Consider the following 23827-nt stretch of genomic DNA (forward strand, 5'->3'; position numbering starts at 1 on the left):
GGCGATCATGTCTTGGTCAAACACTCCCCAGCATGGCGCCCGCCCCGGGCGTACGGACGGTCCCGCCCCGTCCCGTCGTAAGAAGACGACACTCGTCGCCGCCGTCGGCGTCGGCATGGTCCTCGCCCTCAGCGGCTGCAACGAGGACACGGACACCGACCCCGACGCGGCCGGTTCGAAGAAGCCCTCCGCCGGGGCGTCCGCGGAGAAGTCCCAGTCCGCCGCCCCGTCGTCCCCCTCGGGCAAGGAGCCCGTCGTCAAGGGCTGGCAGACCCAGACGCGGGAGAAGCACCACTTCCGCTACGACGTGCCGCCCAAGGCCAAGAAGTGGAAGGTCCTCGACCAGGACACGTCCCTCTCCTACACGGACAAGGGCGGCAAGCCGATCGTCGTCATGAACGGTGCCGCCACCTACCGCGAGGGCGGCTGCGCCTCGGCGCCCAACCCCAAGGCGTTCGGCGAGGCGGGCAAGGGCCAGCTCGCCACGGTCGGCACCACCGGCGGCGGCAAGGAGGGCTCCCTCCAGGAGAACGCCCGCAACTGGGCGGGCAACTGGGGCTTCGCCGCGTACGGCGGCGAGGAGAAGAAGCCCAAGGTCACGGTCAGCCAGGCCAAGCCGTGGAAGCAGGGCGGCATCGAGGGCTACACGGCGACCGCCAAGGTCAAGGTCACCAACCGCCCCAGCAAGTGCGTCCCCGCGACGGCGGTCGTGCACAGCATCGCCCAGAAGCTCCCGGACGGCACGATGCACGGCTGGGTGATCTACGGCGACCAGGGCGTCCCGAACGCGCTGTCGGAGGCCGAGATGAAGAAGATCATGAGCACGGTCCGCTCCACGGACGGCTGACAGGCCCGTACGACGGACGAGACCCCGGCGGCACCGTGCCGCCGGGGTCTCTGCCGTACATGAGAGGTCAGGAGCCCTTGGCCTCTGCCTCCGCCTTCCGCTTCTCCTTCAGGCGTGCGGTCTCCTTGCGGACCTCGGCCTGGGTCGCGCGCTCCTTCTGGAGCCACTCGGGGTTCTCCGCCTTGAGCGCCTCGATCTGCTCCGTGGTGAGGGGCTCGGTGGCGCCGCCACGGGCGAGGCCCGCGTTCGAGACACCCAGCTTCGCCGCGACGACCGGGCGCGGGTGCGGGCCGTCGCGCCGCAGGTCGACGAGCCACTGCGGCGGATCGGCCTGCAAGGCGGTCAGCTCGTCGCGCGTGACGACACCCTCCTGGAACTCGGCGGGGGTGGCCTGGAGGTACACACCCAGCTTCTTCGCCGCGGTCGCGGGCTTCATGGTCTGGGTGGTCTTGTGCGACGTCATGCGTCCAGGGTAACGAGCGGATGAGGTGCCCCTGACCACGGCCGGTAGCCTGGCGTGGTGACAGACGCGGCAGCATCCTCCCCTTCCTCCCCGGCGCCCCCCTCGTTCCGGCTCGCCTACGTTCCCGGGGTGACGCCCACGAAGTGGGTCCGGATCTGGGAGGAGCGCCTTCCCGGCATCCCCCTCGCCCTCGTCCCCGTCCCCGCGGCCGAGGCCCCCGGCCTGCTGCGCGAGGGCGGCGCGGACGCGGGCTTCGTACGGCTGCCGGTCGACCGCACGTACTTCAGCGCGATCCCGCTGTGGACCGAGGCCACGGTGGTCGTCGTCCCCAAGGACCACCTGGTCACGGCGGCCGACGAGGTCACGCTCGACGAGCTGGCCGACGAGATCGTGCTGCACCCCCTGGACGACGTGCTCGGCTGGGAGCAGCCCCCGGGACGGCCCGCGCTCGAACGCCCCGCGACCACCGGCGACGCCGTCGAGCTGGTCGCCGCGGGCATCGGCGTCCTCGTGGTCCCGCAGTCCCTCGCCCGCCTCCACCACCGCAAGGACCTCACCTACCGGCCCGTGACGGACGCTCCCCAGTCGCAGGTCGCGCTGGCGTGGCCCGAGGAGGCGACGACGGACATGGTGGAGGACTTCATCGGCATCGTCCGCGGCCGCACGGTCAACAGCACCCGCGGCCGTACGGCCCCCCAGGACCAGCCCCGGCCCAAGTCCCCGGCGAAGTCCGGCAAACCCGCGCCCGCCAAGAAGGGTGCCTCAGGGCGTGGCGGTCCGAAGGGCGGCGCCAAGGGTGGTGCCCCCAAGGGCGGCCCGCGACGCGGAAAGCCCCGCCGCCGGTCGTAGAGCCGCTCTATCCTCGTGCGATGACCGAACACGGGAACGACAGGGGGAGAGTTGTGGGGATGCTCGACGGGCGGGTGGCGATGATCACCGGGGCCTCCAGCGGGATCGGGGCCGCCGCGGCGCGGCTCTTCGCGGAGGAGGGCGCGGCAGTCGTGCTCATGGCGCGGCGCGGCGACCGGCTGGAAGAGGTGGCCGGGGAGATCACCGCGCGGGGCGGGCAGGCCGCGGCCGTCGTGGGGGACGTGACCGTCGCGGAGGACGTGGGGCGGGCCGTCGAGACGGCGGTGGAGCGGTTCGGCGGGCTGGACTGCGCGCTGAACAACGCGGGGTACGCCACCGTGGGGACCGTGCTGCACGAGACCGAGGACGAGATCTACGAGCGCACGATGGACGTCAACGTACGGGGCGTGTGGAACTGCATGAAGCGGCAGCTCCCCGTGATGCTGGAGTCGGGCAGGGGCGGCTCGATCGTCAACACGAGCAGTACGGCCGGGCGTTACGCGACCGGTGCCTCCGTGCCCTACGTCGCCTCCAAGCACGCCGTGCTCGGGATCACGCGGGCCGCGGCGGCGGAGTACGGGGAGCGGGGCGTCCGCGTGAACGCGCTCGTCGTGGGCACCACGCGCAGCGAGATGATCGACGAGGCGGTCCGCCAGGTACCGGCGCTGGAGCAGGCGTTCATCGCGCCGCAGATCCAGAAGCGGATGGCCGACCCCCGGGAGATCGCGGAGGCCGCGGTGTGGCTGTGCAGCGACCGCGCGACCTTCGTGACCGGCACGGCGATGCCCGTGGACGGCGGGATCTCGGCGACGGCCAAGCCGGGGGACTGAGAGGACGAGGCCCCTCCGTTAGGGTCGGGGCGTGGAGATCCCCCGCCTGCTCGACGGCCGTCTGAAGTTCCGGCACCTGGTGCTCGTCGACGCGCTCGCGCGGCAGGGGACCGTGGTCGGGGCCGCTGCGGAGCTGCACGTGACGCAGCCCGCGGCGACGCGCAGCCTGCACGAGCTGGAGGACATCCTCGGGGTCGCGCTCTTCGAGCGCGGGCCGAGGGGCGTCACGGCGACCGTCTTCGGGGAGGCGTTCACGCGGCACGCGCGGGCCGTTCTGGCGCAGCTGACGCAGGCCGGGCGGCACGTGGTGGAGCTGGCCGACGCCGACCGGGGCACGGTCGTCGTCGGCACGCACCTGGCGGGGTCGAACGTGCTGCTGCCGCGCGCCATCGCGGCGTTGAAGAAGGACCGCCCGTATCTGACGGTCGTCGTGCGGGAGGCCTCGCCGGACGCGCTGCTGATGGAGCTGGAGGCCGGGCGGATCGACTTCGTCGTCGGGCGGCTCACCTCGCCGCCCGGGGAGCGGGTGGTGCGGCGCAAGCTGTACGACGAGTCGGTGGAGCTGGTCGTGCGGGCCTCGCACGCGCTGGCCGCGCGCGAGGGCGGCGAGGACGGCGTCCTCGCCGAACTGCTGGACTACCCGTGGATCCTGCCCGGTCCGGAGACCGCGCTGCGCCGGGAGGTCGAGGAGTTCTTCGCCCGTAACGGCTTCGCGCTGCCGGAGAACCGGGTGGAGACCACCTCGTTCCTCACCGTCCGTCAGCTCCTGCTGGAGACCGACGTCATCGCCGTACTGCCCAGCTTGATCATCCGGGACGACAGCCGCATCGTGCGGCTGCCGGTCCCGCTGGACCCGGTCGGGCACAGCGTCGGGCTGACCCTGTCGGCAGCCCGGACGCTGAGCCCTTCCGCCGAGGCGCTCATCCGGAGCCTGGAGGAGACGGCGGCGGGAATGGCGACGCCTCAGCTCTAGGCGGTGGCCGGTGGAGCGTGCCGGGCAGGGGGCACTCCTGGGTCCTGGCCTCTACAGGCCCAGGTAGCGTTCGGCGTTGCCGTGGGTGATCTTTCCGCGCACCGCCTCGTCCAGGAACTGGCTCTTGCGGACCACCTCGCCCACGGGGCGCTCGCCCAGCGGGTACGGGTAGTCGCTGCCGACCATCACCCGGTCCGCGCCGACCGTGTCCACGAGGAGCCGCAGCGCGCGGTCGTCGAAGACGACGGAGTCGACGTAGAAGCGGCCGAGGTAGTGGGACGGCGGGTAGGCGGACGTGCCGATGATGTCGTTGCGGCCGTGCCACGCGTTCTCCATCCGGCCCAGCCAGAAGGCGAACGAGCCGCCGCCGTGCGCGAAGCAGATATTCAGCCGCTCGTCCACGCGGTCGAAGACCCCGCCCAGGATCATCGCCAGGATCGACAGATGGGTCTCCGCGGGCATGGCCGTGAGCCACTGGGCCATCCACCGGTCGAGCCGGGGCGAGCTGGCCATGTCCCACGGGTGCACGAACACCGGTACGTCCAGCGCGGCGCAGTGCTGGAGGAAGGTGACGACACCCTCGCTGTCCAGGTCCTGGTCGCCGACGTGGTTGCCGATCTCCACGCCCCGGTGCCCGTTGGCGACGCTGCGCTCCAGTTCGCGGCAGGCGGCGTCCGGGTCCTGCAACGGCACCTGGCAGAAGGGGAGCAGCCGGTCGGCGGCCGGGGCCGTGATCTCCAGAGCCAGGTCGTTGAAGATCCGGGCGACCTTGGCGGCCTCGGCGCCGGAGCGCCCGTACGTGAAGAACGCGGGGGTCGGCGAGACGACCTGGGTCCGTACGCCGTCGGCGTCCATGTCGCGCAGCCGGGTCTCCGCGTCCCAGGCATCCGCCTGGATGCGGCGGAACTCCTTCGACCCCATCATGATCATCGCCTCGGCCTCGGATTCGATGCGCAGCCAGGGCGCCTCGGGTCCGGCCTCGGCCGTCAGGTCCGGCCACCCCCGGGGGACGTAGTGGGTGTGGACGTCGATCATAGGTTCCACGGTCAGCCCTTCCCCGGATGCAGCGCGCCGCACCGCGGGCAGGTGCGGGCCTGCTCGTCGTCGTAGAACGCGGTGAAGACGGGCGGCAGGTCCTGCACGATGTCGCGGACCTGGAGCTCGACCTCGTGGGTGAGGGCCGAGCACTCCTGGCAGTACCAGAGGAACTTCTCCAGCGTGCCCTCCTCGCGGACCCGCTCGATGACGAGGCCGATCGAGTCGGGGTCGGGGCGCTGCGGGGAGTGCGGGACGTTGCCGGGGAGCAGCCAGACCTGGCCCTCCCCGATGTGCACGGTGCGCGGGCCCTCCTCGGTCATCAGGTTGACGTGCATGTCGCCCTTGACCTGGTAGAACCACTCCTCGTACGGGTCGAGGTGGAAGTCCGTGCGCTGGTTGGGGCCGCCGACGACCTGGACGATGAAGTCCTGGCCGAGGGACATGGTCCGGTTGTTCACCGGCGGCTTGAGCAGGTGCTCGTGCTCGGCGATCCAGCCCTGGAAATCGATGACCTCGGGGATGTCCGTCATGACGCCTCCTGTGCGGTGCGGGCGGTACGGGGAGTACGGGGGGTGCGGGGGGTGCGGGGCAGATACGCCGTCGCTTGGATCTCGATCAGCAGGTGCGGGTGGGGAAGCTGGTGCACCGCGACGGTCGTCCGGGTCGGGCCGTCCTCGTCGAAGAACTCGCCGTAGACCTCGTTGTAGCCGCCGAAGTCGTTCATGGACACCAGATACGTGGTGAGCTGCGCGACATCGGAGAGCTCCGCGCCGACCTCGGCGAGGATGTCGCGGATGTTCTCGATCACCGCGCGGGTCTGGGCGCGGATGTCGAGGTTCGCGGTGCCCATCTCGTCGGTCTCGACGCCGACGAAGGTGTTGTCGGGGCGGCGCGAGCTCGTCCCCGACACGAAGACGAGGTCACCGACGACCTTCACGTGCGGGAAGCGCCCGCGCGGGGTGGCCCTGCCCGCCACGACGCGGGCGCCCTGCGAGGAGCCGGTCACGAGGCCACCCCCTTCACCGAGACGGAGACGGAGCCCAGGCCCGCGACCTCGCAGGAGATGACCCCGGGCGTGACCGGGACCGCGGCCGTGGCGGCGCCCGCGAGCACGACCTGACCGGCGCGCAGCGGGATGCGGCGGCGACGGGCCATGTCGAGCAGCGCGTGCAGCGCCCGTACGGGCGAGCCGAGGATCGCGGCGGTCGAGCCGACGGCCTCCGCCGACCCGGAGAGCAGCCGCACCGCGCGGTTGGAGACGTCCCCGGCGTTCGCGACGGGGCGCCAGGCGCCGATCGCGTAGGCGGAGGCCGAGGTGTTGTCGGCGACGACGTCCTCGTAGGTGAAGCGGAAGTCGCGGTACCGGGAGTCGATGAACTCCAGCGCGGGCGCGAGCGCGTCGACGCACGCCTCGATGTCCACGGACGGGTCGTCCAGGTCCACGTCCCGTGCGAGCCGGTAGGCGACCTCCGGCTCGGCCTTCGCGTGGAGGAAGCGGGAGAGGTCCACGTCGGCGCCGTCCGCGACGCGCATGGCGTCGGTGAGCCGCCCGACGATCACGTCGGAGACGCCCATCTGCGCCATCTTCGCCTTGCTGGTGAAGCCCAGCTTGACGCCCGTGATCCGCTCGCCGCGCGCCTCGCGCCGGGCGAGCAGCGCGGCCTGGACCGCGTAGGCGTCCTCGATGCCGAAGGTGTGCGTGTCGGCGAGGCTCGGGGTGTCGGTCCGCGAGGTCTCGGCGTGGTCGAGGCGCTCGGCGAGCGCCGCGACCGTCTCCGAGGCGAGAGCCGTGCTCATGCGGCGCTCCTTCCGGCCAGGTCCAGTGCGATGTCCACGATCATGTCCTCCTGGCCGCCGACCATCTGGCGGCGGCCGGCTTCGAGCAGGATGTCCCGGGTGTCGAGCCCGTAGCGGCGCGCGGCGCGTTCGGCGTGCAGCGCGAAGCTGGAGTAGACACCCGCGTATCCGAGGGTCAGGGTCTCCCGGTCGACCTGGACCGGGCGGTTCCGGAGCGGGCGGACGATGTCGTCGGCGGCGTCCTGGAGCGCGAACAGGTCGCATCCGTGCTCCCAGCCGAGCAGGTCCGCGACGGCGACGAACGCCTCCGCCGGGCAGTTGCCCGCGCCCGCGCCCTGTCCGGCCAGGGCCACGTCCACGCGGTACGCGCCGTGCTCGACGGCGGTCACGCTGTTGGCGACCGAGAGCGACAGGTTCTCGTGCGCGTGGATGCCGATCTCCGTCGCGCCGTCCAGCACCTGGCGGTACGCGTCGATGCGTTCGGCCACGTCCCGCATGGTGAGGCGCCCGCCGGAGTCGGTGACGTACACGCAGTGCGCCCCGTACGACTCCATCAGCGCGGCCTGCTTCGCCAGCCCCTCGGGGGAGTTGAGGTGGCTCATCATCAGGAAGCCGGAGACGTCCATGCCGTGCTCGCGGGCCCAGGCGATGTGCTGGGCGCTGACGTCGGCCTCGGTGCAGTGGGTGGCGACGCGGACGCTGCGCACCCCCAGCTCGTAGGCGCGGCGCAGGTGTTCGATGGTGCCGATGCCGGGGAGGAGGAGCGTCGTCAGCTTGGCGTTCGTCAGGACGTCGGCCGCGGCCTCGATCCACTCCTCGTCGGTGTGCGCGCCGAAGCCGTAGTTGGCGCTGGAGCCGCCGAGTCCGTCGCCGTGCGCGACCTCGACGGCCGCGACCCCGGCCCTGTCGACGGCGGCGACGATGTCCCGCACCTGGTCGACGGTGTACTTGTGCCCCATGGCGTGCATGCCGTCCCGCAGGGTCACGTCCTGGACGTAGAGCTTCGTGAGCTTCGTGCTGCCTGTCATGCGTGCTTCCCCCAGCCCCGCAGCGCGGCGGTCTTCTCGGCCGTACGGACGGCCGCGGCGGTCATGATGTCGAGGTTCCCCGCGTAGTCGGGCAGGTAGTGGCCCGCGCCGAGGACCTCCAGGAAGACGGAGACGCGTACGCCCGTGACCCGCCGCCCCAGACCGGGGACGAGCGCGTCCTCGACGGGGTCGAACTGCACGTCCTGCTTGAGCCGGTAGCCCGGTACGTACGCCCGTACGTCCTCGGCCATCCGGCGCACCGAGTCGGCGATCTTCTCCTGGAGGCCCGCGTCCACCTCGCCCTCGACCAGGCAGTAGACGGTGTCCCGCATGACGGGGGGCGGTTCGGCCGGGTTGAGGACGATGATCGCCTTGCCCGCCTCGGCGCCGCCGACCGTGCGGATGGCGTGGCTGGTGGTCTCGGTGAACTCGTCGATGTTGGCGCGCGTGCCGGGGCCCGCGGAGCGGGAGGAGATCGAGGCGACGATCTCCCCGTACGCGACCGGCGCGACCCGGGCGACGGCGGCGACGACGGGGACGGTGGCCTGTCCGCCGCACGTCACCATGTTCACGTCGTCGGCGTCGAGATGGTCGTCGAGATTGACCGGCGGGACGACGAACGGGCCCAGGGCCGCCGGGGTCAGGTCGATCATCAGCTTGCCGTGCTCCCGCGCGACCTCGGCGTTGCGCACGTGGGCCTTGGCGGAGGTCGCGTCGAAGACGATGCGGACGTCCTCGAACTCCGGCAGCTTCGCGAGCCCTTCGACGCCCTCGTGGGTCGTGGCGACCTTGAGGCGGGCGGCGCGCGCGAGGCCGTCGGAGTCCGGGTCGATCCCGGCCATCGCGGCCATGCGGAGGGTGGGGGAGTGCCGCAGCACTTTGATCATGAGGTCGGTGCCGATGTTGCCCGAGCCGATGACGGCGACGGGGACGGTGCCGGTCCCGTTGTCCTGTACGTTCATTCCGCTTCCCCCTCGATGACGGCCTCGACCTCGCCCATCTCGTCCAGCTCCAGCCGGTAGCGGCCTGGGCCGCCGACCGGGACCATCGGGCCGAGCGCGCCGGACATCACCACGTCGCCCGCGCGCAGCGGCTGCCCGCGCCGCGCCCGCTCGCGCGCCAGCCACGCCACGGCGACGACCGGCGAGCCGAGGCAGGCGTGGCCCGCGCCGAACGAGACGGGTTCGCCGTCCCGGTGCAGCGTCATCCCGACCCGCGCGAGGTCGAGCCCGGCGAGCGGGTACGGGGTGGTGCCGAGGACGACAGCGCCGCTGGAGGCGTTGTCGGCGACGGTGTCGGTGATGGCCAGGTCCCAGTCCGCGATCCGGGAGTCGACGATCTCGATCGCGGGCAGCGCGAACTCGGTCGCCCGCAGCACGTCCGCCACGGTCGCGCCCGGCAGGTCGAGGTCGCGCCCGAGGACGAACGCGATCTCGCCCTCCGCGCGCGGCTGGAGGAACCGGCCGAGGGGCAGCGGCTCGGTGTGCCCGTACACCATGTCGTCGAACAGCGCGCCGAAGTCCGGCTGGAAGACGCCGAACTGCTGCTGCACGGAGCGCGCGGTGAGCCCGATCTTGGCGCCCACGGGCCGTGCGCCCGCCGCCGTACGGGCCTCGGTCAGGCGGCGCTGGACGGCGTAGGCGGCGTCCACGTCGTCCGCGCCCAGCAGGTCCCGTACGGGCGGGCAGGGGGTGCGGGACTCGGCGGCGGCCGTCAGCCGCTCGGCCGCGGCGCCGATCCGCTCGGTCAACTCGCTGTCAGGGGTGAGGAGTTCGGTCACAGTGACACGCACACATTCGTCGGCTCGGTGTAGAAGTGCAGGGACGAGGCGCCGCCCTCGCGGCCGATGCCGGAGAGCCCCATGCCCCCGAAGGGGGAGCGCAGGTCGCGCAGGAACCAGGTGTTGACCCAGGCCATGCCCACGTCCATGGCCTGCGCGACGCGGTGGCCGCGGCGCAGGTCGGTGGTCCAGACGGAGGCGGCGAGCCCGTAGTCGGTGTCGTTGGCGAGGGCGATCGCCTCGTCCTCGGTGTCGAAGGGGATCAGCGCGGCGACGGGCCCGAAGATCTCCTCGCGTACGGGCCTGTCGGCGTTGGTCAGGCCCGTCCAGAGCGTCGGCTCGATCCAGGAGCCTCCGTCCAGCTCCGCGCCCAGCGCGGGGACGCCGCCCCCGGTGAGGACCTTCGCCCCGGCCTCCTCGGCGAGCGCGAAGTAGCCGCGCACCTTGTCGCGGTGGGCCTGCGAGATGAGCGGGCCCGTGGTCGTCGCCCCGTCCAGCGGGCGGCCCAGCCGGAGCGAACGGGCGCGCTCGGCCAGCCCGTCCGCGACATCGGCGAAGACCGAGCGGTGGACGTAGACGCGCTCGGTGCACAGGCAGACCTGGCCGGTGTTGGCGAAGACCGAGCGGGTCAGCCCGTCGAGCGTCTCGTCCAGGTCGGCGTCACCGAAGACGAGCGCGGCGTTCTTGCCGCCGAGCTCGAAGGAGACGGGGCGCACGCGCGGCGCGACCGTCCTCATCACGTGGGAGCCGGTGGCCGAGGAGCCGGTGAAGGTGACGCCGTCGATGCCGGGGTGCGCGGTGAGGTGCGCGCCCGCCGAGCCGCCGCCGAAGCCGTGCACGACGTTGTACGCGCCCGCCGGGAGCCCGGCGTCGCGCAGCACCTCGGCGAGGAGCGTCGCGGTGCCCGGCGTCTCCTCGCTGGGCTTGACGACCACGGCGTTGCCGCAGGCGAGGGCCGGGGCGACCTTCCAGGTGAGGAGGAGCAGCGGCAGGTTCCACGGCACGATCACGGCGACGACGCCCAGCGGCTTGCGCACCGCGTAGTTGAGCGCCTGGCGCCCGCCCGCGAGGTCGGTGAGGAACGACTCCTGGCCCGCGGCGGCGACGACGTCGGCGAACGTACGGAAGTTCGCGAGGGCCCGTGCCACGTCGAGTTCGCGGGCCTGGGTGACGGGCTTGCCGGTGTCGGCGATCTCCGCCGCGACGAACTCCTCGAACCGCTCCTCGATCAGGTCGGCCGCGCGGCGCAGCACCGCGGTCCGCTCCCGGACGGGGGTCCGCGCCCAGGGGCCGAGGGCGCCGCGGGCCGCCGTCACGGCGCGGTCCACGAGGGCCTCGCCGGCCTCGTGGACGCGGGCGTTGACCAGGCCCGTGGCCGGGTCGGTCTTCTCGAAGCTGCGGTTCTCGCCGCCGGTCTCCTCGGGATCGACGTACCGCCCGTCGACGAAGTTGCGGATCCACCGCGCTGTGTCTGCCGTCATGCCTCCACTCTGGGAGGCGCGGCCATGCCGAACAAATCAAGATTTCGCGCGTCGGTATAGCCGTATGGTTATGTCTCGCGCAAGAGGTCGCACTATACCGAGACGGCTATACCTGACCCCCGATTCGGTATTTGTGTGTCATGGCTCACGGGGTGAGGATCCAGCGGTAACGCGGGTGCACCGTCGGACCCGCGTTCGCTCCAGTGAGAGGTCACCCCATGAGCAACCCAGAGAAGACCGAGAGACCCGCTGCCGGAAGGACGGCCGCCGCCACGCTGGCCGGTACCACGCTGGAGTGGTACGACTTCTTCCTCTACGGCACCGCCGCCGCGCTCATCTTCGACAAGCAGTTCTTCCCCTCCCTGAGCCCCGCCGCCGGAACCCTCGCCGCGTTCAGCACGCTGGCCGTCGGCTTCGTCGCCCGGCCGCTCGGCGGGCTCGTCTTCGGGCACTTCGGCGACCGCATCGGGCGCAAGGCCACCCTCGTGGTCTCCCTCCTCCTCATGGGCATCGGCTCGACCCTCATCGGCCTCATCCCGAACTACGACTCCATCGGCTTCTGGGCCCCCGTCCTCCTGGTCGTCCTGCGCATCGTCCAGGGCATCGGCCTCGGCGGCGAGGGAGCGGGCGCCACGCTGATGTCCATGGAGCACGCGCCCGAGGGCAAACGGAACCTCTACGCCGGGTTCCCGCAGATGGGCACGCCCGCCGGACTCGTCCTCGCCAACCTCGTCTTCCTCGGCACCAACAAGCTCGTGGGCGACGGCGCGTTCACCGCGTGGGGCTGGCGCATCCCCTTCGTGCTGAGCTTCGTCCTCGTCGTCGTCGGCCTGGCGATCCGGCTCCGCGTCACCGAGTCCCCCTCGTTCCACAAGGTCCTTGAGAAGGACGAGGTGGTCCGCTTCCCGCTCGCCGAGTCCCTCAAGGTCGGCTTCCCGCGCCTCTCCCTGACGCTGCTCGCCGTCGTCGCCAACTCCGCCGTGGCGTACGTCTTCATGGTGTTCACGCTCTCGTACGGCAGCAAGGAACTCGGCTACGACAAGCAGTTCCTGATCCTCACCGTCACCGGCGCCGCCGTCCTGTGGTTCGCCACCATCCCCGTGTGGACGCGCGTCGCCGACCGGCACGGACGGCGCGCCATGTTCCTCGGCGGCTCCCTGGCGATCCTGGCCTGGTGCGCCGCGTTCTTCCCGCTGCTCGACACCGGCAGGACCGCGCTGGCCGTCCTCGCGCTCGCCGGGATGGGGCTCATCATCCCCGTCACCCACTGCGTCCAGGGCAGCATCATCGCCGACACCTTCCCCGCCCACGTGCGCTACTCGGGTTCCTCGCTGATCCTGCAAGCGGGAGCGATCCTCGGCGGCGGGCTCGCGCCCATGATCTCCACCGCGCTGCTGAACTCCGGCGGCTCCTCGGCCGGTGTCACCTGGTACCTGGTGGCGATCTGCGCAGTGAGCCTCGTCGGCGCCACGGCGCTCTTCCGCCTGGTCCCCGACGGCGCACCGGCCGGAGCCCCGGAGGCGGCGGCCCCGGCGCCCGAGATCGGAGGTGAGGCATGGACGACCCCGCGCTGATCCGCACGGGCCCGCTGCGCTACGCCACGGCGGAGCGCTTCGGGCGCCCCCGCCCGGTGGCGCCGGACGACACGCGCCCGTCGAGCGGCCAGCTCTGCCCGCAGCCGCCCTCCCGGCTCGACGCGGTCATGGGCCCGCCGCGCGACAGGCCGCCGCAGGGCGAGGACTGCCTCAACCTGACGGTCACCACCCCGGCGCGCGACGCGGGCGCCCGCCCCGTCCTCGTCTGGTTCCACGGCGGCGGCTTCAGCAGCGGCGGCGGCATCCTCGACTGGTACGACGGCGGGCCGCTCGCCGCGCAGGGCGACGTGGTCGTCGTCGGCGTCAACCACCGCCTCGGCGCCCTCGGCTATCTCTTCCTCGACGGCGTCAGCGAGGGCAACCTCGGCCTCTACGACCAGCTCGAAGCCCTCCGCTGGGTCCGCGCCCACATCGCCGCCTACGGGGGCGACCCCGGCAACGTCACCGTCTTCGGCCAGTCCGCCGGCGCCCTCTCGGCGCGCATGCTGATGGAGATGCCCGAGGCCCGGGGCCTCTTCCGGCGCGCGATCCTGCAGAGCCCGCCCCTGTCCATCGCGGCGCGCTCCCGCGCCGAGTCGCAGGCGCTCGGCCGGATCTTCGCCGACGTCCTCGGCACCGACCCCCGCACCGCGGACACCGACGCGCTCCTCGCCGCACAGCGCGAGACCGCCGCCGCGCACGGCCGCCGCTCCGGCAGCACCCTGGAACCCCCGTTCACCCCCGTCGCGGGCGCCGACCCCGTACGCGTCCCCGGCCTCACCTTCGATGCCAACGTCCGCGGCCTGGACGTCATGTACGGCTGGAACGCCGACGACATGACCGCCTTCCCCGGCGAGCGCGGCGAGCCGGACGAGCTGACCCGGCGGACGTACGAGGCGCCGCTGTGCCGCTTCGGGGACCGGCTGAAGCGCGCGGGCGCCCGCGTCCACGCGTACCGCCTCGACTGGCGCCCGTCCGGCTCCCCGTTCGGCGCGACCCACTGCGTCGAACTCCCCCTGCTCCTGGGCGGCCGCGAGGCGTGGCGGGACGCGCCGATGCTCGGCGACCTCCCCTGGGACGAGGTCGAGGCGCTCGGCACGGCCGTACGCGCCGCCTGGATCTCCTTCGCGCGTACGGGCGCTCCCGGGCCCACGCCCGAGCCGCTGAGCTGCGTCGGGCGCAGCGGCGGCAGGGACGGTACACGCGGTACGGGGCTCAGCGCGGTGCCAGGGCGCGGTACGACGCGCTCGTGACGAGCAGCTCGTCGTGGGAGCCCGCGCTCACGACGTGCCCGGCGTCCAGCACCACGATCAGGTCGGCCTCCCGCACCGTGGACATCCGGTGCGCGATCACCAGCAGCGCGCAGCGCCGCGCGGTCTCCCTGATCACGGTCCGCAGCGCGGCCTCGTTCTCCGCGTCGAGATGCGCGGTCGGCTCGTCGAGCAGGAGCAGTTCGGGGCGGGCGAGGAGCGCGCGGGCGAGCGCCACGCGCTGGCGCTCCCCGCCCGAGAGCGCCGCGCCCTGCTCCCCGGTCTCCGTCTCCAGCCCGCGCGGCAGCCGGGAGACCACGTCGCCGAGCTGCGCCAGCTCGACCGCGCGGCGCAGCTCCCGCTCGTCCGCGCCGGGAGCTGCGTAGGTGAGGTTCTCGCGCAGGGTGCCGTGCAGCACGGGGGAGTGCTGCTCCACGAAGCCGATACGGGCCCGGTGCGCGTCCCGCGCCAGGGCGCGCACGTCCTGGCCGCCGAAGAGCACGGCCCCGCCGTCCGGGTCGTAGAAGCGCTCGGCGAGGGCGAACACCGTGGACTTCCCGGCGCCCGACCGCCCCACCAGCGCCACCTGCCCGCGCCGCGGCACCGCGAAGGAGACGCCGCGCAGCACGGGACGGTCGGCGCGGTAGCCGAAGTGGACGTCCCGGAACTCCAGCAGCGGGGCGGCGCGGTCCTCCGGGGGCCGGCCGGGGTCCGGGGCACCGGGGGCCGTGCCGTCGTCCTCCTCGCCCGGCAGGTCCAGCACCTCCCGGATGCGCCGCAGCGCGCCCGCGCCCTGCTGCATGCTGCTCACCGCCTGGAAGACGACACCGATCGGTTCCACCAGGTAGAGCATGTAGAGCAGGAACGCGGCGAGGTCGGCCACCGATCCGCCGGAGGCGGCGCGCGCGCCGCCGATCAGCAGGACCGCGAGGAACGAGCCGTGGACGGCGAGTTCGACCGCCGGTGCCACCACCGCGTCCAGCTTCCCGACCCGTACCCCCGAGGCGTACGCCGTCCGCGCCTGCCCGCCGATACGGGCCGCCTCCCGGCGTTCGGCCCGGCTCGCCCGTACGGTGCGCAGCGCGACCAGCGCGCGCTCCAGGTCGGCCGTCATGGCCCCTGTGGAGCTCTGCGCCTGGAGCGAGGCGCCCTCGATCCGGCGCAGCACGGTGGCCAGCAGGCTCCCGCCGAGGGCGACCATCGCCAGCACGGCGAGGAAGAGCACCCAGTCCAGCCAGAGCATCAGCGCGGCCACGCCGAGCACTCCGAGGCCCCCGGTCACGGCCCCCGTGAACCCCTCGGCGACGAGCAGCCGCAGCGCCGTCGTGTCCGTGCCCGTACGGGAGATCAGGTCGCCCGTGCGGTGCCGGTCCAGGGTGCGCAGCGGCAGCCGCAGCAGCCGGTCGACGAGCGCGAGCCGCACCCCGAGCACCACGCTCTCCCCGGTGCGCACCATCACGTAACGCCCCGCCGCCTGCACCCCCGCCTGCGCCAGGAAGAGCGCCACCAGCACCAGGACGGCGCCGCCGAACGGCGAGCCGTCCCCGGCCGCCTCGATGACGTCCTTCACCACCAGCGGCTGCGCCAGCGCCAGCAGCAGGGCCAGCAGGGTGAGCCCGACGGCGGCGCTGACGCCCCGCCGGTGCCCGCGCAGGGTCCGCAGCACCTCGCGGGGACCGTTCCACCCTTCCGTGTCGCTCACGGCACCGTGAAGAAGGGACGGAAGTAGTCGGGCGGCAGCTCCTCGCCCACCGGCACGCCCTCGGCCTCGACCCAGGCGTGCGCGCCGAACGGCGGCAGCCGCCGGACCCCCACGCACCACACGGGCCACTGGCCGCGCGTCCGGCACAGCAGCGCCGTGGCCAGGGACCGGGGCAGACAGCCCTCGGGGCCCGTACTGGCCAGGCTCACGGCGGTCACCGCGTCCCGCGCCGACGCCGCTTCCCGGTACGTGGCGGGCCGCGCCCCGCGCCGTACGCGCTCCAGCACGGCACGGATCCGGCGGGGAGGCAGCTGGGCGAGCGCCAGTGCCACGCCCACCGCGAGCCGCACCAGCAGACGCCGGGGGAGCGGCACCGAGCGCGGACTGTGCCCGATGGCCTGCGGAAGGCTCATCCCGACCGCCCCTCCTCCTCGACGAGGCCCGAGGTGCCGAGCTGCTCGACCAGGGCCAGCACGTCGGCGCGGGCGCTGTCGGAGTCCACCGCGTACTCGCCGGTGAGCCGCCGTACGGCCAGCTCCTGCGTGCCGCCGTCCTCCAGCAGGGTGCGCAGGACGAGCGCGCCGGTGCCGTTGAGGTTCCAGTACATGCCGCTGTTCTCGTCCAGCAGGGCGATTCCGGTGTCGGTGTCCGCGCGGGACACGCCGTCACGCAGCCTCAGCATGGGGGCCTCACCTCGGGGTCGTAGGGACGGTGTGCGGGCGGCCGTACTCGCGGGCCCCGGACGCCGCCGCTTCGCGCGCCCGGAGCCAGACCTCGCACGCCACCGCCTGGTACAGGGCGCCGTGCAGATCGCCCCGCCGGCCGCCGTCGCGGTCCTGGAGCGGGCCGGCGCACAGCACGCGCAGTGTGGCGGCGTCGGCCAGGCCGAGCCGGGCCAGCCGGGAGTCCTCCCACAGCGACAGGAGCGCCGCCCGGTTCTCCCGCAGCGCCGTGTCCGGGTCGCAGGTGCCGGCCGACTTGGTCTGCCTGCCCAGGCTCACCTCCGGTACGACGCCCCGCATCCCCTCCAGCAGCAGCGGCTTGTACCGCCACGGCGTCCGCTTCTCCTCCGCGCGGACCGCGAGCGCGGCCTCCAGCACGAGGTCGTCGTGGAACGGCGCCGCCAGCGCCGTTCCGCCCCTGAGCGCCAGCTGGCCCATCGGACGGAGGGGACGCGCGGCGTACCGGATTCCCTCCAGGTCGTCGTGGAGTCCCCGGTGCTCGGTGATGAGCCGGGCCTCGGCGGCGGCGCCGAGGACCAGCTCGCGGACCGCGTCGACGGCTGCTCCGGTCGCCCAGGGCGGCATCCGGGGCACGCTGCCCCAGTCCAGGCTGGGCGCGTTCGCGGGCGGCGGGGGAGCGGTGAGCAGATCGGCGGCGGCACGCAGCCAGACGGGGTACGGGCGGGCGTCGCCGAGCTGCCGCAGCACCCGGCTCCGGGGCCAGCGGTAGGAGGCGGCGAAGCCGCGCAGCAGCGGCAGCGCCACCGTGGGTCTGCGGCGCAGCAGCAGCCGCAGATGGCTGGTGCTGGCCGCGAGGACCTCGTCGCCGCCGAAGCCGCCGAAGTGCACCGCCGAGCCGAGCGCGGCCCCCCGGCGGGCCAGCGCGGACCAGCGCGCGTGATCGGCGATCACCCCGCAGGGCTCGTCGAACGGGTCGTCCAGCTCCGGCAGCCCGGAGTAGATCTGCGGCATCTCGTCGGCCGGTACGGTGCGGTGCTCGATGCCGGGTACGGCCGCCGCCGTACGCCGCGCCCACGCCACGTCGTCGTCGAGCGGGTCGGGGCTGGCCGCGGTGAACGCCAGCACCCGTACGCCGGTCCCGCCCGCCCCCTCGTCTTCTCCCTCGCCCTCTCCCCGCGCCGCGAGGCAGCACACGGCGGTGGAGTCCAGCCCGCTGAGGTCCGCGCTGACGCGGTCCCGGCCCCGCGTCCGAGCCTCCACCCCGGCGGCCAGCGCCTCGCGCACGGCCCGCGCCCCCTCGGCCAGCGGCACCTCCGGCGCGGGCGGAGTCCAGCGCCGCTCCTGCCGGGACGTACCGTCGGGGCCGAGCACCACGCAGTGGCCGGGCGGCACATGGGCGACGCCGGACCAGAGCGGACGGTCGGTCAGGGGGTGCAGCGCGGGCGGGTCGAGCAGGTGGAACGCGAGCTGGGGTACGTCGAGTTCGGGCCCGCCGTCCATGAGCCAGGCCAGCACGTCGGCCCGGTCGGCGGCGACGGTGACCCCGCCCAGCTCCCCGTTCAGCCGTGCCGTGAAGACCCGCCGGAGCCCGCTGAGCGAGCCCTGCGCGCGTACCCGCCCTCCGACGGACGCCAGCAGATGGAAGCTGCCGGGCATCCGCTCCACGCGCCGCGCCGCTTCGGCGGGCGTGGTGGAGGAGGCGGCGATACGTTCGAGTTCCCCGACGGTCACCGCGTGCTGTCCGGCCACCGCGATCCGGGCGTCCCGCGCCGCGCCCACGCGCAGCGTCTCGGCGCCGCCGGGCGCGTTCCCCCAGCGCCCCAGCAGCCAGGTCCGGCCCGAGGGGTGCGGCACCGTATCCGCCGCGCACTCCCGCAGCCGCGCCGCAACGGGGGCGGCCGCCGCGCAGTCGGGCAGGGCCACCCACCAGTCCGGGACGGCGTCCAGCCAGGCCCATCCGGCCCCTTCGCCGACGCGGTGGCGGGCGCTGCCGCCCGCCACCGTCCGGTCTTCCTGCTGTCCGGTCAACTCTCTCCCCGTTCCGGTCGGGGGTCAGCGGAGCAAGCTGTGCTGACCGAGGAAGTCGGGGGAAGCCGTCGACTTGAGGATCTTGCCGGTGACCTTGCGGAAGGTCCCGACCGCCCTCAGCGTCGGACGCTCGTACGTGCGCATCGCGATACACCTCCTCTCTCCTCACCGCGGTGGGCGGTGGAAGGGGTCCGTGCGTGCGGGCGTTTTCCGCCGCGAAACCCGCGGGAGATCCGGCAATCCAGAGATGGGCCCGTCCGATACGGGTCGGCATCACCGTGGGGTGGTGGAGCTTCGCAGGAGCACAACCTCACGGCTCACTGGAGCAATTCCAGGCTACGCCCGCCGCCCGGAACGCCGCATCTCAGCCGGTGAGCAGCTCCGTGAAGCGGTCGAGGTCGATGTTGCCGCCGCTGAGGACGACGCCCACGCGGGCACCGCGCAGCCTGCCCGCCGTCGCGTGGGCGCGGGCGGCGGCGAAGCCGAGGCAGCCCGTCGGCTCGACCACGGTCTTCATGCGGGAGGCGAACAGCCGCATGCACGCGACGAGTTCCTCGTCGCTCGCGGTGAGGACGTCCGTCACGCGCTCGCGGATGACGGGGAAGGTGTGCTCGCCCACGTGCTGCGTCTGGGCGCCGTCGGCGATCGTGCGCGGCGTGTCGATGTGCACGATCCGCCCCTCGCGCAGCGACCGCCGCACGTCGTCGCCCGCCTCGGGCTCGACCCCGTACACGGCGCACTCCGGCGACAGCGCGTCCCGGGACAGCAGCGAGCCCGACAGCAGGCCCCCGCCGCCCAGCGGCACGTACAGCGCGTCGAGCGGGCCGACGTCCTCGAACAGCTCCTTCGCGACCGTGCCCTGACCGGCCATCACCTGCGGATGGTCGTACGGCGGGATCAGCGTGAGCCCCCGCTCGGCCGCCAGCGCGCGCCCGATCTCCTCGCGGTCCTGCGCGTAACGGTCGTACGTGACGACCTCCGCGCCGTACCCCTTCGTCGCCGCGACCTTGGTGGCGGGGGCGTCCAGCGGCATCACGATCGTCGCCGGGATGCCGAGGATGCGGGCCGAGAGCGCGACGGCCTGCGCGTGATTGCCGGAGGAGTAGGCGACGACGCCCGCGCGGCGCTGCTCCTCGTCGAAGCGCGAGAGCGCGTGGAAGGCGCCGCGGAACTTGAACGCGCCCATCCGCTGCGTGTTCTCGGCCTTGAAGAAGAACGAGGCGCCCAGCTCCTCGTCGGTCATCCGTGAGGTCAGCACAGGCGTACGGCGCGCGTGCGGGGCGATCCGCTCGTGGGCCCGTACGACGTCGTCGTAGGTGGGAGGGGCGGCCTGGGCCGCGTTCCGGTCACTTCGCATCTGCGTACACCGTCGCTCTCGACACTCCGAGGTGGTCCGCGATGGTCTCGGCCGACCTGCGGACCTCCATGAAACCCTGCGTCTTCAACTGCCGTACCAGCGCGCGGCGCTGCTCGGTGCGGAGCGCGCGCGGCGTCGTCGCCTGCTGGGCCGCGAACGCGTCGATGCGCGCGCGGATGCCCTCGGTGTTCGCCGGGTCCAGCGACTCGCCGGGCGCCGCCGCGCCGTCGTAGCGGCCGAAGCGCTCCAGGACGTTCCCGATGCCGTCGAAGACGGTCATGTCGACGTTGAGGCAGAGGGCCGCCGCGTAGCGCCCGTCCTCGTCCTTGATGCCGACCGAGGTGCTCTTGGCGCGGCGGCCGTCCGCGAACCGGTTCGGATAGTTCGCCAGCACCTGCGGATAGGCGTCGTCCGCGAGACGCGCCAGTCCCAGTTCGGTGGCGGGGTCGCCGACGGCGCGGCCCGACAGATTGTTCTCGATGGCGACGATGGCGTGCTCCGGGTCCCGCAGGTCGTGCACCACGACCTCGCAGAACGGCGCGAAGGTCGCCGCGAGCCCCTGGGCCACCTGCTGGAGCTGGTCCATCAGATGCTGCTGGTTCGACATGCAGACACTTTATAAAGTTCTGGACGGACTGTCCAAGGTTACGGACTGTCCAAGGCTCACGTGTGCCGCGTGACCGTCCACTCGTAGCCGCGCCGCGCGTCGAACTCGTCCTGCCCGCCCCTGAACAGCAGCCCCGCCGAGGCGAACGCCGGGTCGTCCGCCGTGTGCGGCAGATACGGGACGGCGACGCAGCGCATCCCGGCCCGGCGCGCCGCCTCGGCGCCGGGCGGCGCGTCCTCCAGCACGACGCAGCTCTCCGGCGCGGCGCCGAGCCTGCGCGCCGCCTCCAGGAAGACGTCCGGCTCCGGCTTGCCGTGCGGGACCTCCTCCGCCGAGACGTACGTCCCCAGCAGCGCGTCCAGGCCCGTCGCCGCGAGGACGGCCGCGATGGCGGCGCGGGACGAGCCGGAGGCGACCGCCATCGGGATCCCCCGGGCGTGCAGCAGCCCGACGTACTCGCGCATCTCGGGGAAGACCTCGGTGTGCGCGCCCGCCAGGCCGAGATAGAGCCGGTTCTTCTCCGCGAGCAGCTGCTCGACGGGCGCCTCGATGCCGTGCTCGGCGCGGAGCGTCTCCAGCGTCTCGCGGGTGCCGATCCCGATGAACCGGCCGTGCTCCTCCCAGGTGAAGCCGGGCACGCCGTGCGCGGCGAGCAGCCGCCGCCCGGCCTCGTAGTAGTTCGGCTCGCTGTCCACGAGGGTGCCGTCCAGGTCGAAGATCACGGAGGTGCTCATGCGCCCCAGGATGTCAACGGAGTGGGGCAGGGGGTGCACGGGTCCGATCGTCGGACGTCCGGGCAAGCAGGTAGCCTGGGAGGGCGAAGGCGCTGCGGAGACCCCGCGGCGCTTCTTTCATGCCACGACACCAGAGGGGCGGGAAGGTTTGCTGGACGGTTTGCTGAAGAGGGCGTTCGTCGCACCGGATCCGGGGCGCGCCAGGGCCCGGGTCTCGGCGCGCGCGGTGCTCGGCATCGGGCTGGCCGTCGCGGCCGCCGGTGCCTGCGGATTTCCGCTGGAGGCCATGGTCACCGGCGGGCTCGTGGCGCTGCTCGCGCTCTTCAACGTCGCCGATCCCACGCGGCGCGGCCAGGCGGTCACCACCGCGCTGTACCCCTTCGTGGGCTTCCCCGTCCTCGCCCTCGCCGCGCTGCTGCACGGCGCCCCGCCCGCGCGCGACGCGGCCTTCCTCGCCGTCGTCTTCTGCGGCGTGTACGCGCGCCGCTGGGGCCCGCGGGGCAACGCGCTCGGCATCTTCGCCTTCATGATGTTCTTCGCCGCGCAGTTCCTGCACACGGGGCCGCGCGAGCTGCCGCTCACCCTCGCCGCCGGGATGCTCGCGCTGGCCGTCGCCGCGCTGACGCGCTTCGTGCTCTGGCCGCTGGAGCGCCGCACGCCCCCGCCCGCGCAGCCCGCGCCGCTCGGCGGGCGCGGCCTCGCCAGGCCCAGCACCCGGCAGGCGTTCCAGGCGCTCACCGCCTGCGCGCTCGCGCTCGCCGCGGGGCAGGCGCTCTCCCTCGACCGCTGGTACTGGGCGGTGGGCGCCGCCTGGTGGATCTTCGTGGCCACGGCCTCGCGCGGCGAGACCCTGGTGCGCGGCTTCCGCCGCGTCCTCGGCACCCTCACCGGGCTGGGCGCCGGGTTCCTGATCGCCGTACCGGCCGACGGGGCCGTGCTGCCGACCGCGCTCGTCGTCGCCGTCAGCGTCTTCGGGGTCTTCTACACCGCGCCCCTGTCGTACTCCTGGATGATGTTCTGGGTCACGCTCATGGTCGGCATGCTCTACGGGCTGCTCGGCGTGCTGCACCCGGGGCTGCTCGCGCTGCGGCTGGAGGAGACCGCCGTCGGCGCGCTGGCCTCGGCCGCCGCCGTCGCGCTCGTCCTGCCCATCACCACGCACGCCGCCACCGACGCCTGGATCCGGCGCGCCGTGGGCTCCGTGCACGCCGCCGCGCGCGAGTCGGCGCTGCGGCTGGGCGGCGACGAGGCCGCCGATCCCTCGCCGCACATCGCCGAGCTGGAGCTGCTGCTCGGGCGCGTACGGATGGCGGTGGCGCCGCTGGTGCACCCGCTGAGCCCGCTGCGCGCCCGCAAGGCGCGCGCCCGGCAGGCGCTCGCGCTGCTCGACGACTGCGCGCGCCAGGCACGCGGCCTGGCCGAGGTCGCCGCCGACCCCGACGCCTCGCACGACGCCCGGCTCACCGCCGCCTGCGAGCGGGTCGAGGCCGCGGTGCACGGCCTCGTACGGGGCCGTGCCGACGGCCGCGCGGTTGCCCCGGCGCGTACGGCACCCGTGACCGGGGCAGTGGACCGTACGGGCGTCCCCGCCCCGGCCGGGGCCGAGCCGCATCCGGCGGCCGAGCGCGCGCTGTCCCACCTGCACGGCCTGGAGGCGGCGCTGGTGGAGCTGGCGCTCCCGCTGCACAGCGAGCCGCGGGCGCCGCTGCGCGCCGCCGCCTGAGGCTTCGTTGAACTTGGAAGGAAACTTTCCTAACCATTCACGTCCCGGTCTATTGACGCGGTCATGGCGAGTCGCCAGGATTCCCCGCGACAGGCCGACGCCCGGCCAACCCTCCTGAAGGAGACGGACGTGTCTTCCACCCCCACCTGGAGAAAACGCCGCTACGCCCTGCCCGCCGCCGGAGCCGGCGCCGCCGCGCTCGTCGCGGGGCTGCTCATCTGGTCGCCCGCCGACAGCGCCGACGCCGGTCAGAACGCCAAGGGCAAGGACGCCGCCGCGTTCACGGCCGTCGCGGCCGGTGACATCGCGGAACAGTGCACCGAGAGCGACAGCGGCTGCGAGCACGTGCGCACCGCCGCGCTCACCGAGAAGCTCGACCCCGCGTTCGTCCTGACGATGGGGGACAACCAGTACGACGACGCGCGCACCGAGGACTTCGAGAAGTACTACGCGAAGACCTGGGGCCGCTTCAAGGAGAAGACCCGCCCCACCGCGGGCAACCACGAGACCTACGACCCCGACGGCCCCCTCACGGGCTACAAGAACTACTTCGGGGACATCGCCTACCCCAAGGGCAAGCCCTACTACAGCTTCGACCAGGGCAACTGGCACTTCGTCGCCCTCGACTCCAACGACATCAGCGACGAGCAGCTGGACTGGCTCAAGGACGACCTGGCCGCGAACGACAAGAAGTGCGTCGCCGCCGTCTACCACCACCCGCTCTTCTCCTCCGGCGAGCACGGCAACGAACCGGTGAGCAAGCCCGTCTGGGACCTCCTCTACAAGAACGGCGCCGAGCTCGTCCTCAACGGGCACGACCACCACTACGAGCGCTTCGCGCCCCAGACGCCCGGCGCCGAGGCCGACAAGGAGAAGGGCATCGTCGAGGTCATCGGCGGCATCGGCGGCGCCAACCCGTACGACATCCAGGACGAGCAGCCCAACAGCGAGAAGCGGATCAGCGGCTCCTTCGGCGTGCTCAAGTTCGACTTCGGGGACAGCTCCTTCTCCTGGGACTTCCTGGACGCGGACGGCAAGACCGAGGACAGCAGCCCCGAGTACCAGTGCCACTGACGCACCAGG

At 73.3% G+C, this 23827-nt stretch carries 25 protein-coding genes; 8 read left to right on the forward strand and 17 right to left on the reverse strand.

Annotated features, from left to right (window positions below; translation table 11 throughout):
• Nucleotides 1–7: 7 nt before the first annotated feature.
• On the forward strand, nucleotides 8–847 hold the full coding sequence (locus ACGF3A_RS15960) for a hypothetical protein (protein ID WP_393730015.1): 840 nt from the start codon (nucleotides 8–10) through the stop codon (nucleotides 845–847).
• Between the two features lie 67 nt (nucleotides 848–914).
• Here ACGF3A_RS15960 and ACGF3A_RS15965 read toward each other — a convergent pair whose 3' ends face one another.
• Nucleotides 915–1310 (reverse strand): DUF5997 family protein, encoded by a 396-nt coding sequence (locus ACGF3A_RS15965; RefSeq protein WP_393730016.1) that lies wholly within the window; start codon nucleotides 1308–1310, stop codon nucleotides 915–917.
• 129 nt (nucleotides 1311–1439) lie between these two features.
• On the opposite strand from ACGF3A_RS15965, the gene ACGF3A_RS15970 reads away from it, so the two are divergent.
• From ACGF3A_RS15970 to ACGF3A_RS15980, 3 genes are read left to right on the forward strand one after another with little or no spacing between them, the layout of a single operon-like run.
• The gene (locus ACGF3A_RS15970) at nucleotides 1440–2159 is read left to right on the forward strand and encodes a LysR family substrate-binding domain-containing protein (RefSeq protein ID WP_393730018.1); all 720 of its coding nucleotides are present in this window, start codon (nucleotides 1440–1442) and stop codon (nucleotides 2157–2159) included.
• 20 nt (nucleotides 2160–2179) lie between these two features.
• Nucleotides 2180–2989, forward strand: coding sequence for an SDR family NAD(P)-dependent oxidoreductase (locus ACGF3A_RS15975; protein WP_393730020.1), 810 nt, complete (start codon nucleotides 2180–2182; stop codon nucleotides 2987–2989).
• 31 nt (nucleotides 2990–3020) lie between these two features.
• Complete coding sequence (locus ACGF3A_RS15980; RefSeq protein WP_393730022.1) at nucleotides 3021–3962, forward strand: LysR substrate-binding domain-containing protein; 942 nt, start codon at nucleotides 3021–3023, stop codon at nucleotides 3960–3962.
• A 51-nt stretch (nucleotides 3963–4013) separates the two neighbouring features.
• Here ACGF3A_RS15980 and ACGF3A_RS15985 read toward each other — a convergent pair whose 3' ends face one another.
• The 8 genes from ACGF3A_RS15985 to ACGF3A_RS16020 are packed head-to-tail and all read right to left on the reverse strand — an operon-like array spanning nucleotide 4014 to nucleotide 11086.
• Nucleotides 4014–5006 (reverse strand): amidohydrolase family protein, encoded by a 993-nt coding sequence (locus ACGF3A_RS15985; protein ID WP_393730024.1) that lies wholly within the window; start codon nucleotides 5004–5006, stop codon nucleotides 4014–4016.
• Between the two features lie 2 nt (nucleotides 5007–5008).
• A complete protein-coding gene (locus tag ACGF3A_RS15990) occupies nucleotides 5009–5530 on the reverse strand; it encodes a 3-hydroxyanthranilate 3,4-dioxygenase (RefSeq protein WP_393730026.1) in 522 nt (173 codons plus the stop codon).
• A complete protein-coding gene (locus tag ACGF3A_RS15995) occupies nucleotides 5527–6006 on the reverse strand; it encodes a RidA family protein (protein WP_393730028.1) in 480 nt (159 codons plus the stop codon). The genes ACGF3A_RS15990 and ACGF3A_RS15995 overlap by 4 nt, the downstream gene beginning before the upstream one ends.
• Nucleotides 6003–6797, reverse strand: coding sequence for a 2-keto-4-pentenoate hydratase (locus ACGF3A_RS16000; protein WP_393730030.1), 795 nt, complete (start codon nucleotides 6795–6797; stop codon nucleotides 6003–6005). Before ACGF3A_RS16000 ends, ACGF3A_RS15995 begins: the two co-directional genes overlap by 4 nt.
• Complete coding sequence (gene dmpG, locus ACGF3A_RS16005; protein ID WP_393730031.1) at nucleotides 6794–7825, reverse strand: 4-hydroxy-2-oxovalerate aldolase; 1032 nt, start codon at nucleotides 7823–7825, stop codon at nucleotides 6794–6796. The genes ACGF3A_RS16000 and dmpG overlap by 4 nt, the downstream gene beginning before the upstream one ends.
• Nucleotides 7822–8787, reverse strand: a complete 966-nt coding sequence (locus tag ACGF3A_RS16010) for an acetaldehyde dehydrogenase (acetylating) (protein ID WP_393730033.1) — start codon at nucleotides 8785–8787, stop codon at nucleotides 7822–7824. The genes dmpG and ACGF3A_RS16010 overlap by 4 nt, the downstream gene beginning before the upstream one ends.
• Nucleotides 8784–9605: a 2-keto-4-pentenoate hydratase gene (locus ACGF3A_RS16015; RefSeq protein WP_393730035.1), complete on the reverse strand. Its 822-nt coding sequence runs from the start codon at nucleotides 9603–9605 to the stop codon at nucleotides 8784–8786. Before ACGF3A_RS16015 ends, ACGF3A_RS16010 begins: the two co-directional genes overlap by 4 nt.
• On the reverse strand, nucleotides 9602–11086 hold the full coding sequence (locus ACGF3A_RS16020) for a 2-hydroxymuconic semialdehyde dehydrogenase (RefSeq protein ID WP_393730037.1): 1485 nt from the start codon (nucleotides 11084–11086) through the stop codon (nucleotides 9602–9604). The genes ACGF3A_RS16015 and ACGF3A_RS16020 overlap by 4 nt, the downstream gene beginning before the upstream one ends.
• 218 nt (nucleotides 11087–11304) lie before the next feature.
• Between ACGF3A_RS16020 and ACGF3A_RS16025 the strand changes: the two genes are divergently transcribed.
• A complete protein-coding gene (locus ACGF3A_RS16025) occupies nucleotides 11305–12660 on the forward strand; it encodes an MFS transporter (RefSeq protein WP_393730039.1) in 1356 nt (451 codons plus the stop codon).
• Nucleotides 12642–13913, forward strand: a complete 1272-nt coding sequence (locus ACGF3A_RS16030; protein WP_393730041.1) for a carboxylesterase family protein — start codon at nucleotides 12642–12644, stop codon at nucleotides 13911–13913. Before ACGF3A_RS16025 ends, ACGF3A_RS16030 begins: the two co-directional genes overlap by 19 nt.
• Here the strand turns inward: ACGF3A_RS16030 and ACGF3A_RS16035 are convergent.
• From ACGF3A_RS16035 to ACGF3A_RS16070, 8 genes are all read right to left on the reverse strand, one after another.
• Nucleotides 13876–15612 (reverse strand): ABC transporter ATP-binding protein, encoded by a 1737-nt coding sequence (locus ACGF3A_RS16035; protein ID WP_393730043.1) that lies wholly within the window; start codon nucleotides 15610–15612, stop codon nucleotides 13876–13878. The genes ACGF3A_RS16030 and ACGF3A_RS16035 overlap by 38 nt on opposite strands.
• Nucleotides 15609–16025, reverse strand: coding sequence for a lasso peptide biosynthesis B2 protein (locus tag ACGF3A_RS16040; RefSeq protein ID WP_393730045.1), 417 nt, complete (start codon nucleotides 16023–16025; stop codon nucleotides 15609–15611). The genes ACGF3A_RS16035 and ACGF3A_RS16040 overlap by 4 nt, the downstream gene beginning before the upstream one ends.
• The gene (locus tag ACGF3A_RS16045; RefSeq protein ID WP_393730047.1) at nucleotides 16022–16294 is read right to left on the reverse strand and encodes a lasso peptide biosynthesis PqqD family chaperone; all 273 of its coding nucleotides are present in this window, start codon (nucleotides 16292–16294) and stop codon (nucleotides 16022–16024) included. The genes ACGF3A_RS16040 and ACGF3A_RS16045 overlap by 4 nt, the downstream gene beginning before the upstream one ends.
• A gap of 7 nt (nucleotides 16295–16301) precedes the next feature.
• Nucleotides 16302–18323, reverse strand: coding sequence for an asparagine synthase-related protein (locus ACGF3A_RS16050; protein ID WP_393730049.1), 2022 nt, complete (start codon nucleotides 18321–18323; stop codon nucleotides 16302–16304).
• 24 nt (nucleotides 18324–18347) lie between these two features.
• Nucleotides 18348–18467, reverse strand: coding sequence for a keywimysin-related RiPP (locus ACGF3A_RS16055; protein ID WP_393730051.1), 120 nt, complete (start codon nucleotides 18465–18467; stop codon nucleotides 18348–18350).
• 220 nt (nucleotides 18468–18687) lie between these two features.
• A complete protein-coding gene (locus ACGF3A_RS16060; RefSeq protein ID WP_393730053.1) occupies nucleotides 18688–19680 on the reverse strand; it encodes a threo-3-hydroxy-L-aspartate ammonia-lyase in 993 nt (330 codons plus the stop codon).
• Nucleotides 19670–20266, reverse strand: coding sequence for a transcriptional regulator (locus tag ACGF3A_RS16065; RefSeq protein WP_393730701.1), 597 nt, complete (start codon nucleotides 20264–20266; stop codon nucleotides 19670–19672). The genes ACGF3A_RS16060 and ACGF3A_RS16065 overlap by 11 nt, the downstream gene beginning before the upstream one ends.
• A gap of 77 nt (nucleotides 20267–20343) precedes the next feature.
• Nucleotides 20344–21021 carry an HAD family hydrolase gene (locus tag ACGF3A_RS16070; RefSeq protein ID WP_393730055.1) on the reverse strand — a complete coding sequence of 226 codons (678 nt, stop codon included), beginning with the start codon at nucleotides 21019–21021 and terminating at the stop codon, nucleotides 20344–20346.
• Between the two features lie 163 nt (nucleotides 21022–21184).
• On the opposite strand from ACGF3A_RS16070, the gene ACGF3A_RS16075 reads away from it, so the two are divergent.
• Together ACGF3A_RS16075 and ACGF3A_RS16080 are read left to right on the forward strand one after the other, a co-directional pair.
• Nucleotides 21185–22744, forward strand: coding sequence for an FUSC family protein (locus tag ACGF3A_RS16075; protein WP_393730703.1), 1560 nt, complete (start codon nucleotides 21185–21187; stop codon nucleotides 22742–22744).
• A 129-nt stretch (nucleotides 22745–22873) separates the two neighbouring features.
• Nucleotides 22874–23818 (forward strand): metallophosphoesterase family protein, encoded by a 945-nt coding sequence (locus ACGF3A_RS16080; protein ID WP_393730057.1) that lies wholly within the window; start codon nucleotides 22874–22876, stop codon nucleotides 23816–23818.
• Nucleotides 23819–23827 lie beyond the last annotated feature (9 nt).

It is taken from the genome of Streptomyces sp. NPDC048172, assembly GCF_043202595.1.
Lineage (GTDB): Bacteria > Actinomycetota > Actinomycetes > Streptomycetales > Streptomycetaceae > Streptomyces.

Excerpts from the sequence above, each read along its gene's own strand:
- ACGF3A_RS15960 (WP_393730015.1), top strand. The coding sequence starts at position 8 with ATGTCTTGGTCAAACACTCCCCAGCATGGCGCCCGCCCCGGGCGTACG.
- ACGF3A_RS15965 (WP_393730016.1), bottom strand. The coding sequence starts at position 1,310 with ATGACGTCGCACAAGACCACCCAGACCATGAAGCCCGCGACCGCGGCG.
- ACGF3A_RS15975 (WP_393730020.1), top strand. The coding sequence starts at position 2,180 with ATGACCGAACACGGGAACGACAGGGGGAGAGTTGTGGGGATGCTCGAC.
- ACGF3A_RS15990 (WP_393730026.1), bottom strand. The coding sequence starts at position 5,530 with ATGACGGACATCCCCGAGGTCATCGATTTCCAGGGCTGGATCGCCGAG.
- ACGF3A_RS16000 (WP_393730030.1), bottom strand. The coding sequence starts at position 6,797 with ATGAGCACGGCTCTCGCCTCGGAGACGGTCGCGGCGCTCGCCGAGCGC.
- dmpG (WP_393730031.1), bottom strand. The coding sequence starts at position 7,825 with ATGACAGGCAGCACGAAGCTCACGAAGCTCTACGTCCAGGACGTGACC.
- ACGF3A_RS16010 (WP_393730033.1), bottom strand. The coding sequence starts at position 8,787 with ATGAACGTACAGGACAACGGGACCGGCACCGTCCCCGTCGCCGTCATC.
- ACGF3A_RS16020 (WP_393730037.1), bottom strand. The coding sequence starts at position 11,086 with ATGACGGCAGACACAGCGCGGTGGATCCGCAACTTCGTCGACGGGCGG.
- ACGF3A_RS16025 (WP_393730039.1), top strand. The coding sequence starts at position 11,305 with ATGAGCAACCCAGAGAAGACCGAGAGACCCGCTGCCGGAAGGACGGCC.
- ACGF3A_RS16030 (WP_393730041.1), top strand. The coding sequence starts at position 12,642 with ATGGACGACCCCGCGCTGATCCGCACGGGCCCGCTGCGCTACGCCACG.
- ACGF3A_RS16040 (WP_393730045.1), bottom strand. The coding sequence starts at position 16,025 with ATGAGCCTTCCGCAGGCCATCGGGCACAGTCCGCGCTCGGTGCCGCTC.
- ACGF3A_RS16045 (WP_393730047.1), bottom strand. The coding sequence starts at position 16,294 with ATGCTGAGGCTGCGTGACGGCGTGTCCCGCGCGGACACCGACACCGGA.
- ACGF3A_RS16055 (WP_393730051.1), bottom strand. The coding sequence starts at position 18,467 with ATGCGCACGTACGAGCGTCCGACGCTGAGGGCGGTCGGGACCTTCCGC.
- ACGF3A_RS16060 (WP_393730053.1), bottom strand. The coding sequence starts at position 19,680 with ATGCGAAGTGACCGGAACGCGGCCCAGGCCGCCCCTCCCACCTACGAC.
- ACGF3A_RS16065 (WP_393730701.1), bottom strand. The coding sequence starts at position 20,266 with ATGGACCAGCTCCAGCAGGTGGCCCAGGGGCTCGCGGCGACCTTCGCG.
- ACGF3A_RS16070 (WP_393730055.1), bottom strand. The coding sequence starts at position 21,021 with ATGAGCACCTCCGTGATCTTCGACCTGGACGGCACCCTCGTGGACAGC.